7 protein-coding genes and 1 pseudogene are annotated in these 9,806 nt (G+C 63.6%); 7 read left to right on the plus strand and 1 reads right to left on the minus strand.

From position 1 onward, the window contains the following. Nucleotides 1–30: 30 nt before the first annotated feature. The 5 genes from ABIB14_RS12100 to ABIB14_RS12120 are packed head-to-tail and all read left to right on the plus strand — an operon-like array spanning nucleotide 31 to nucleotide 6,186. Complete coding sequence (locus ABIB14_RS12100) at nucleotides 31–1,755, plus strand: ABC transporter substrate-binding protein (protein WP_354236123.1); 1,725 nt, start codon at nucleotides 31–33, stop codon at nucleotides 1,753–1,755. A 60-nt stretch (nucleotides 1,756–1,815) separates the two neighbouring features. Next, a complete protein-coding gene (locus ABIB14_RS12105) occupies nucleotides 1,816–2,817 on the plus strand; it encodes an ABC transporter permease (RefSeq protein ID WP_354236124.1) in 1,002 nt (333 codons plus the stop codon). Beyond that, nucleotides 2,814–3,890 carry an ABC transporter ATP-binding protein gene (locus ABIB14_RS12110; protein ID WP_354236125.1) on the plus strand — a complete coding sequence of 359 codons (1,077 nt, stop codon included), beginning with the start codon at nucleotides 2,814–2,816 and terminating at the stop codon, nucleotides 3,888–3,890. Before ABIB14_RS12105 ends, ABIB14_RS12110 begins: the two co-directional genes overlap by 4 nt. Before the next feature lie 8 nt (nucleotides 3,891–3,898). Further along, nucleotides 3,899–4,921: an ABC transporter ATP-binding protein gene (locus ABIB14_RS12115; protein WP_354236126.1), complete on the plus strand. Its 1,023-nt coding sequence runs from the start codon at nucleotides 3,899–3,901 to the stop codon at nucleotides 4,919–4,921. Between the two features lie 23 nt (nucleotides 4,922–4,944). Further along, nucleotides 4,945–6,186, plus strand: a complete 1,242-nt coding sequence (locus tag ABIB14_RS12120) for an amidohydrolase (RefSeq protein WP_354236127.1) — start codon at nucleotides 4,945–4,947, stop codon at nucleotides 6,184–6,186. Nucleotides 6,187–6,246: 60 nt separating this feature from the next. Here the strand turns inward: ABIB14_RS12120 and ABIB14_RS12125 are convergent, their stop codons facing one another. Then, entirely contained in the window at nucleotides 6,247–7,458 is a 1,212-nt protein-coding gene (locus ABIB14_RS12125) for an MFS transporter (protein WP_354236128.1), read from the minus strand. A gap of 509 nt (nucleotides 7,459–7,967) precedes the next feature. Here ABIB14_RS12125 and ABIB14_RS12130 point away from each other — a divergent pair. Both ABIB14_RS12130 and ABIB14_RS12135 read left to right on the plus strand, forming a co-directional pair. After that, the gene (locus tag ABIB14_RS12130; RefSeq protein ID WP_354236129.1) at nucleotides 7,968–9,455 is read left to right on the plus strand and encodes a chlorohydrolase family protein; all 1,488 of its coding nucleotides are present in this window, start codon (nucleotides 7,968–7,970) and stop codon (nucleotides 9,453–9,455) included. Between the two features lie 49 nt (nucleotides 9,456–9,504). Continuing rightward, nucleotides 9,505–9,636 (plus strand): annotated as a pseudogene (locus ABIB14_RS12135) (Tn3 family transposase); the annotation flags it as partial. Nucleotides 9,637–9,806 lie beyond the last annotated feature (170 nt).

The following is a 9,806-nucleotide window of genomic DNA, read 5'->3' on the forward strand; positions in this document are numbered from 1 at the left end:
CACCGTCACCCACACCGTATGAGGAGATCCATGAAATACCCATCCAGAGTGCTGGCACTCGCAGTGCTAATCTCTGTAGCCGCGACCGGCTGCAGCGCGGCCCAGGGCCAGCCGGGCCCATCCAAGACCGGCGGTTCAGCGACGGAGCTGGCCGCGGTGGTGGTCAAGCCAGGCTTCACCACCAAGGGTGGCAATATCAACGTCCTGATGTCCTCCGACTTCCAGACCCTTGACCCTGGAAACAGCAACTACGTCCAGACGGCCAACGTCGGGCAGTTGTACTACCGGACGCTCACTATGGCCAAAGAAACCGCGGGCCAGCCGCCCACCATCGTCCCTGACCTCGCTACGGACACGGGGAAAGTCTCTGCCGACGGTCGTACCTGGACGTTCACGCTCCGGAATGGCGTCAAGTTCGAGGACGGTCGACCGATCACTTCGGCCGATGTTAAGTACGGCATCGAGCGGACCTTCGCTCAGGACGTCTACACACAGGCGCCCCAAGAGCTGAATTCCGCACTCGATGCGGCCGGCTATAAAGGACCCTACAAGGATCCTGCAATGGTGCTCCAGGCCGTCGAGGTCCCTGACGAGCGAACTGTCGTGTTCCATCTCAAGAAGCCGTTCGCGGAATTTCCGGCGCTGGCCTCTCGGTCAAACACCGCTCCGGTGCCCCGGGATAAGGACACGAAACTGGACTACACGAACCACCCGGTCTCCTCCGGCCCCTACATGGTGGAATCGTACAACCGCGGCAAGTCTCTCAAGCTCGTCCGCAACCCACATTGGGATCCCGCGACTGATCCGAACCGCACCGCACTCCCGGACACCTTCAGCTTTACTCTGTCCACATCCCAGGCCACCATCAGCCAGCAACTGCTGGCCAACGCAGACCCCACCGCCATCACCCTGGACTCGAACGGTGCCCTCCAGACGTCGGATTCGGCCAAGCTGGCCGATGCCCAGGTCAAGGACCGGGTCGCCTCAGGACTGCTGGGCTGCAACGAAGTGCTGAGCCTCAACACCCAGAAAATCCAGGACCCTGACGTCCGGAAGGCAATTGCGCTTGCCGTGGACCGGCAGTCGATCCTGGTCCAGTACGGAGGACGCCGTTTCGGCGAGCTCACCCAGACACCGCTTAATGACAAGATGCGCGGATACGTATCCCAGGATTTGGAGATCGATCCCAACGGAAAACCCAAGCTGGAGGAAGCCAAAAAGCTCCTCGAAGGAAAGACGTACCCCAAGTCCCTCACCTATGGCTACGCCAACAACCGGGACGCCTACAAGAACACGGGCACCGTAGTCCAGGAAAACCTCAAGGCCCTGGGCATCGACGTGCAGCTGGTGCCTATTCCGGCCCCGAACTACTACTCCGTTATGGCGAGCGATAAGCTGCCGGACATGGGACGGTCAGGGTGGTGCGGCGGCGCCGATCCGGCGTCGATTCGAACCTCGGCGGACCCCATCCTGGGCCCGAACAACGACGGAACCAGTTACGGGTTCTCTAACACCTCCCGCTACTTTGACCCGCAGGTATCCAAGGCCATGTTTGAGCTGCGGGACACCACGGGGGCCTCGGAGGAGCTGGGGAAGAAGTGGGCCGAGGAGTTCGGGAAAGCCTTGAAGACCTACCCGATCATTCCGCTCTTGCGCAGCCACACGAACAGCGTCGTCGGCTCCAACGTCCGGAACGCCCAGGTGGGCTACTTCTTCGGCGGAATAGACCTGTCGATCGTCGGCGTCGAGCACTAACCGGTCCTCACAGAAGGAGGCGCGGGCCGCCCGGATTTAGGCGGGCGGCCCGCAACCATAATGATCAGATTCATACTTCGCCGGACAGGGTCCCTGGTCCTGCTACTCGTAGCCGTCAGCTTCATCACTTTCACACTGTTCCAGCTGGGTCCGGCTGATCCGGCGTCAGCTGCCTGCGGCCAGGAATGCACGCCCGAACGCGTAGCCGAGGCGCGCGTCGCGCTGGGGATGGACCAGCCGTTCTTCATCCAGTACGCCGAGTACATCCGCGGGCTGGTTTCGCCGCGCATGATCGGCGCCCCCGGGGCTGAGTCCATCTGTCAGTGGCCCTGCCTCGGAAAATCGTTTCAGACGAATGAAAACGTCTCCGACATCATCAGCCGGTCCCTGCCCTACACGCTCTCGATGGCAGTCGGCGCGCTGGTCCTGTGGACGGTTTCCGGGGTGGGTCTGGGCCTGCTTGCAGCCCTTAGGAAAGGCAGCGCCATCGACAAGTTCATCGTCGGCGCCGCATCCGTGGGCGTCTCGCTGCCGATCCCGGTTACCGGCCTGTTCCTGCTCTTGGTGTTCGTCAATCAGCTTCATCTGCTGCCGTTCACCACCAACGAGATCAGCAGCCCGTTCGGCCCTCACGGGCCATGGGCATGGGTACTCAACTACCTGCTGCCATGGGTTGCCCTCGCCGTACTGTTCAGCGCCTCCTACATCCGCGTCACCCGTGCCAACATGATTGAAACGTTTGGGGAGGACTTCATCCGCACGGCCCGGGCCAAGGGGCTGGCCCCGCGGATCGTGACATTCAAACACGGCGTCCGGGCGGGGATCACCCCGATCGTGACCATGCTCGGCATGGACATCGGCCTGCTGCTCGGCGGCGCCGTCCTGACCGAACAGATCTTTTCCGTGCCGGGGCTCGGTTTCACCGCGGTGCGGGCCGCGATCTCCGGCGACCTGCCCGTCACCATGGCCATCACCATGCTGGCGGCCTTCTTCGTCATCGTCGCCAACGTCGCCGTTGACCTCGCCTACGCCGCCATCGATCCCCGAGTGAGGCTCCAATGACCCCGATTCATCCCGGCGCCCAGACGACGCTTCCGGCCACGGCGACACGCCCGGTCGGGGAGGCCGGCAGGGCCGGCGCCTTCCTTGACGTCCGTAACCTCTCGGTCGGGTTCCCCACCGACGACGGCCTGGTCTCGGCCGTCAACGGCATGGATTTCACGCTTGAACGCGGACAGACGCTTGGCATAGTTGGCGAATCCGGATCCGGTAAATCTGTGACCAGCCAAGCACTGATGGGCCTCCTGAAAGGCAGCTCGGCCCAGGTTACCGGCCAGGTCCTGTTCGACGGCAAGGATCTCATCACGCTGTCAGAGGCTGGAATGCGGCAGCTACGCGGCCGGAACATCGGCATGATCTTCCAGGATCCGTTGTCGGCACTGCACCCCTTCTACACGGTCGGTCACCAAATCGCCGAGGCCTACCTCGTCCACCACGAGGCGAGCAGGAAGCAGGCACGGGCCGCGGCCATCGATATGCTCGGCCGTGTGGGAATTCCCAGCCCCGAGCGGCGCTATGGGGAGTACCCGCACCATTTCTCCGGTGGAATGCGGCAGCGGGCCATGATTGCCATGGCCCTCATTTGCGAACCGGAATTGCTCATCGCGGACGAGCCCACCACGGCTCTGGACGTGACCGTCCAAGCGCAGATCCTGGACCTCATGGCCGAGCTCCAGGCAGAAACCAACTCCGCGCTGATCCTCATCACCCACGATCTGGGGGTCGTGGCCGAGGTCTGCGATTCCGTGCTTGTCATGTATGGCGGCCAATGCGTCGAGTCCGGACCGGTGGACGAGATCTTCCACGACACCCGGCACCCGTACACTCTGGGCCTCCTCAATTCCATGCCGACGCTCGCCGGCACCTCCGGCCGCCTCAATCCGATCCCCGGCCAACCGCCGTCGTTGCTTGAGCTGCCGACAGGGTGCATCTTCCGTTCCCGATGTGACTTCGCCGCGCTGGCCGGACCAGATGTCTGCCGCGAGCATAGGCCCGAGCTCCTGATCGAGGCCGGCCACGGCAAGCGCTGCCACCTCAGCAGCCCGCAAATCATTACTATCCGCACTTCGCGTTAGGACCCGCCATGGACAGGCAGCCCATTCTCAAGGTCGAGAATCTTCAGAAGCATTTCCCGGTCAAGAGCGGGCTCTTCTCGCCCGGCGGGCATCGCTCGGTGAAGGCCGTTGACGGTGTGTCGTTCAGTCTCGAACGAGGCCAGACGCTGGGCCTCGTGGGTGAGTCCGGGTGCGGAAAATCGACGACCGGCCGTATGATCGCCCGGCTGCTGGACCCCACCGCAGGACGGATCGTCGTCGAGGGCGTGGACATCAGCCACTTGCACGGGAAGGACCTGTACAACTTCCGGCGCAAGGTCCAGATAATCTTCCAGGATCCGTTTGCGTCCCTTAACCCGAGGCAAACTGTCGGCACCGCGATCGCCGCGCCGATGGTGGCTCAGAAGATCAACCCGCCCGCAGGACTGAAGAGCCGCGTCAAAGACCTCATGGACCAGGTGGGCCTCAGGCCCGAACATTACAACCGTTTTCCTCATGAGTTCTCCGGCGGCCAGCGCCAACGGGTCGGCATCGCCCGGGCGATTTCGTTGAACCCCTCCGTGATCGTGTGCGACGAACCGGTGTCCGCTCTGGACGTCTCCGTTCAGGCACAGGTAGTCAACCTGCTCCAGGAAATCCAGCGAGACACCGGCGTCGCATACATCTTCATCGCCCACGACCTCTCCGTTGTCCGGCACATCTCCCACCAGGTGGCCGTCATGTACCTCGGCAAAATCGCCGAGCATGGTCCGCGCGATGAGCTATTCCGCCTTCCCCGGCACCCCTACACCCAGGCCCTGCTGTCCGCCGTTCCGTTGCCTGATCCAAGGGCCGCCCGGCAACAGGTGAAGATTAGGCTCCGCGGAGATCTTCCATCCCCCGCCAACCCGCCCAGCGGCTGCGTCTTCCGCACCCGCTGCCCGCTGTTCGGCACGCTGCACGAAGGTCAGCAGCAGTTATGCATCAGCGACATTCCCTCACCTGCCGGCCCGGCCGCCCCGGCCTGCCACCACGCGGGACTGGCCGCCGCCACCCCCGCAGGTGTGCAATAGACCCAACAATAAGGAGCACTACATTGACTACCCTGATCCGCGCCGCCCGTCCCTGGGGCCAAGCGCTGAGCGACATCCTGCTCAAAGATGGGAAAATAGCCGGCATCGAGCCGCATAACCCCGCGCACACCCCAACGAACCCGCCAGGGATCCTCCGAGAGCCGGCCACCGTCGTCGAAGGCCGCGGCCGGCTGCTGCTCCCGTCCTTCTCCGACGTCCATGTACACCTGGACTCGACCCGCATCGGCCTGCCGTTCCGCGAGCACACCGGAGGCCCCGGCGTCTGGACCATGATGATGAACGACCGGAAAAACTGGCGCGACGCCGAGGTCCCCCTCCAGGAACGCGTCAACAACACGCTGGGCCGGATGATCGCGCGCGGCACCACCAGGGTCCGGTCCTACGCCCAGGTCGACGTGGACTGCCGGCTGGAACGCTTCGAAGCGGTCATGGCGGCCAAGGAACACTTCAAGGACCAGGCCGACGTCGAAATCATCGCCTTCCCGCAGGCCGGTCTCCTTCTCGAGGACGGCACCGTGCCGCTGATGGAGCAAGCCCTCCGGGCCGGGGCCAATGTAATGGGGGGCATTGATCCGTGCACCCTGGACCGGGATCCCGTCCGGCACCTGGACATCGTCTTTGGCCTGGCCGAGAAGTACCAGGTTCCCATCGACATCCACCTCCACGAGCCGGGCGAGCTGGGCGTCTTCAGCACGGACCTGGTGTTGGAGCGAACCCGGGCCCTCGGGATGCAGGGCAAGGTCACCATGTCCCATGCCTACCAGCTGGGCAGCGTCTCCGAGGCCACCACGCACCGGCTCATCGAGGAGTTCGCCGAGCTGGACATCTCCATGGCCTCCGTTGCCCCGGCGGCATCCGGGCAGCTCCCGCTCCCGCCGCTGGCGGAGGCCGGTGTCCGCGTGGGTCTGGGCGAGGACGGGCAGCGCGATTACTGGTCCCCGTACGGCAATACAGACATGCTGGACCGCACCTGGCAGCTCGCGTTCACCCACGGCTTCCGCAGGGACGAGCTGATCGAACACTGCCTGGCGATCGCCACTGTGGGCGGCGCCAGCGTTCTGGATCCGGCCGCCACACGACTGAAAGGTACCGCGCACCGGCCGGGCCTCGAGCCCGGTGATACCGCCGAGCTGCTGCTGGTCGACGGCGAGACGGTAGCCTCCGCGGTCATGGACCGGGGCACCGACCGCACCGTGATCCACCGCGGCCGCGTCGTGGCGGACCAACTGCAGTTGCTTCCTTAGCACCAACGAGAAAAGTGGCAGGTCCCCCGCTTGAGGGACCTGCCACACTCTCGCCCGGGCCTAGCTTCCGACGCCGGCCGGCTGAGCCTCTCCGGCCGTCATAGTTCCCTCCTCGATAGAGACGATGCGTCCGTTCACAGCGAAGTAACCCGCCAGCGCCAGCAGCATGGCCACTCCTGCCAACGCCCAGAACGCGCCGTCCCAGCCGTAAACATCACGCAGCATCGCGACCCCAATAGGTCCCAGGGAGGCGAGGGCGAAACCCAAACCCTGGCTCATTGCCGAGAGTTTCCCGGCTGTTTTGGGCCCCGCCGCCCGAAGGACCACAAGCGCGATGGCGAGCCCGAATCCTGCGCTCTGGGCCACACCCAAAGCACCCACCAGGAGAAACTGCATCTCAGCCGGGCCAGTTAGGACCCCGAGCAGAGCAGCCGCGACGAGGACCCCCAAAGCGGGCGCCAAGATTCTGAGGACTGCTGGCCGGCTGGCCAGAACGGGGGCCAAAAGGCTTGCGGGAAGGCCCGCAACGCTAAACCAGGCCAGGAGGGCAGCACCCTCGCCGGTGGTCAATCCCTTCGACACCAGGAAGACGGTCAGCCACGAAGTCACCGCGAAATACAGCATCGCCTGGAGACCAAAGAACGCCGTCACCGCCCAGGCAGTCCCCTGCCGCCGGAGCATGCGTCCGGGACGGGTGCGCGGCGCCACGTCAGCGCCCAAGCTATCGCGAAGCGAGGCAGCCCCCGAAAGAACTGTGGGGCCGTGATCCGGACGTCGGCTGCCCCCATGCCTGAAGATCAGGACGGCACCCAGCACAGCCGGAATAGCCCACATGGCCAAAGCCTCCGGCAAACTTCCGCCCAGCACATGTTGGAGCGGCTGGATCAACCCTGCACCCAGTGCCGCGCCGAGACCGAAACCCATGCTGCACACACCCGTCCACCAGCCGGTCCCCTCATTCGCCTTGACGAGCTGGGGCAACAGCACGCTTCCGGTCATGATGGCGGCCCCCGCCAGGAAGGTTCCAGGAAGCATCAGCTCCGGCACCAGCACCCGCACGATCAGCGCCACGGCCAGCATCAGCATCGCAGCGGCGACGGTTCTCCCTGCCCCCAGGCGCTGGGCGAGCCACGGCCCGCAGGGCGCGGAGATCCCGAAGGCAAGCACCGGAAGTGCTGCCAGGAGCGGAAGCGTCTCCGGAGCCACCCCGAGCTCCTGCTCCAGACCTCCCATGGATCCGGCAATGGTCGTGATCGCCGGCCGAAGGTTCATGGAAACAAGGCCTAAGGCAACAAGGGTCCACCCGATCTTCGACGGTATCCGCCGCCCGGACGGCACTGGGGCAATTTCTTGCACAGTCATCTCCTGACAATCATTTGGTACATCACGATTAGTGGCCAAATGAGGCCGACTTAGTCTGGGGGCGAATCCGCGGTACTGCTTGGGTATCAACGCGCGCGTTGCGTGGTCTGCTGGTCCGGACGGCAGCGGAGGATTGACTGATGAGCTGGGAGTCTGAGGCCATGGGAGTGATTTTCCTTTGGGGAAAGACCTGCCCCCATCTGGGCGGTGGACGGGTCAGGCTTGCTTGTTGTATACCAAAAATAAATCCGAGCAGACGCAGGCGAGATGTAGCTCACACTCATTCCTAAATTCTAGCAGTTTGGGGAAGAATCTGTCAGTTGAAGTCTTCGCTACTCTAGCTTCGGTATACCAAAATCGCTAAGGTGTGCTTGTGCGGCCCAGTGAGTGTCCGCCCCGGGATGGAATTGGAGGTTGGTTTGCGCACCAGATTTAGCGCAGAATTTGTGCTCGGACATGTTGCCGGTCGGCACGTGCTTATCCGTGACGGCGACGTAGTTTATGAAGACAGCCGCATTGTGTACGTCGGACAGGGATATGACGGGGCGGCTGACGAGTCATTTGATCTTGGCCGTTCCCTCATTACGCCGGGCCTGATCGACCTGGACGCCCTGACCGACATCGATCACCTGCTGATCGACTCATGGGCGTCCCCGGACCGGGCCAATGGGATGCAGTGGTCCGAAGAGTATTTCCGCAGCCGACGCGCGGATGTCTTCACCGCAGAAGAGCGCCAGACCATCCGGAAATACGCTTTAGTGCAACTGGCCCTGCACGGCGTCACAACCTACATGCCCATAGCATCGGAAATTCATTCCGCCTGGGCCGAAAGTTTTGAAGAGCTGGCTGGCATGGCCGAGACCTCCCGCCAGATCGGCCTGCGGGGATATCTGGGACCGGCGTTCCGCTCCGGCGTCAATATCGTCGGGGCCGATGGACAACGCGACGTCGCATTCGATGAGGAGCAGGGCCGCGCCGGGCTTGCCGACGCCGTTCGATTCCTCGACCACGCCGAGGACCTGGCGGACCCTCTGGTCAACGGGGTCCTGCTTCCCTGCCGGATTGAAACACTCACTGCGGAACTAATGCGCGCAACCGCTGAGATCGCCCGGGAACGGCATGCCATTGTGCGGCTGCACTGCCTGCAGGGGGCTCTCGAGCGCGAACTCCTGCAGCGCTGGCACGGCCTGACTCCCCTCCAGCTCTTGAAGCAAACAGGGCTGCTGGATGAGCGTCTACTCATCCCCCACGGGGTCTTCGTGGACCGCAATCCGGTCCTGAACGGTACAGATACGGGTGATCTTCAGACCTTGGCGGATGCCAACGTCTCCATCGTCCATTGTCCGCTCACCTCCTTCAGATATGGCATGGTCCTAGACTCGTTCGCGGCGTTCCGGGAGGCCGGCATTAACCTGTGCCTTGGAACAGACTCCTTCCCCCCGGATCTCATCCGCGGCATGGACACAGGCGTACACTTGGCCAAACTTCTTGGCCACAGGCATGACACCGCTCCAGCGGAACATTACTTTGAAGCGGCGACACTTGGCGGAGCCCGCGCATTGGGTCGCTCTGACCTGGGGAAGCTGGAAGCGGGAGCGCAGGCTGACCTCGTTGCGTTCGCTCTTGACGACATCCGCGACGGGGTCCTGGACGATCCCATCCGAACCCTCCTGCTCAACGGAACAGCACGACAAGCCACTCATTCCGTCGTCGCAGGGCGCCATGTCATGCGGGACGGCGCAATCCCAGGAATTGACGTCCCCGCCCTGAAAGCCGACGCCCAACGGCTGTTCGAAAAGATGCGGGAAGCCTATTCAGAGCGTGACCTCCAACAGAGAACGCCCGCACAACTGTTTCCTCCAACCTTCCCCTACGCGCCAGACCGATCCGCGACATCCGAAAAATAGTACGGTCGGCGGCCTTGGTCTTTCGCGGCTCTGGCGGATCTCGCGAACCCAGCACACGCACCCCTTCTCCGGCCACTGGGGAGACGGGACCACGTCCTCTTCGGACGGGCACAGGTTCCGGGCTGGCAGCAACGTCGAATCCACCGGACAGGCGAACCCCAAGTATGGTGCCGAGCATGGGACGGCTTAACCGGCTCGGCGCGATCCGGACCGTTGTTACGCGTCGCAGTGTTTGGCGGTAGGGGCGTCTCTGGCAGTGACGATGCAGGTTTTTGCCGCGGGGTCTTGATTTAGCTTCGTCGGCGGCGTCAGGCTGACGACGTCCGGATAAGGCGAACGGCCGGCGTGAGA

This window comes from Arthrobacter sp. UYEF3, from assembly GCF_040546245.1.
Lineage (GTDB): Bacteria > Actinomycetota > Actinomycetes > Actinomycetales > Micrococcaceae > Arthrobacter.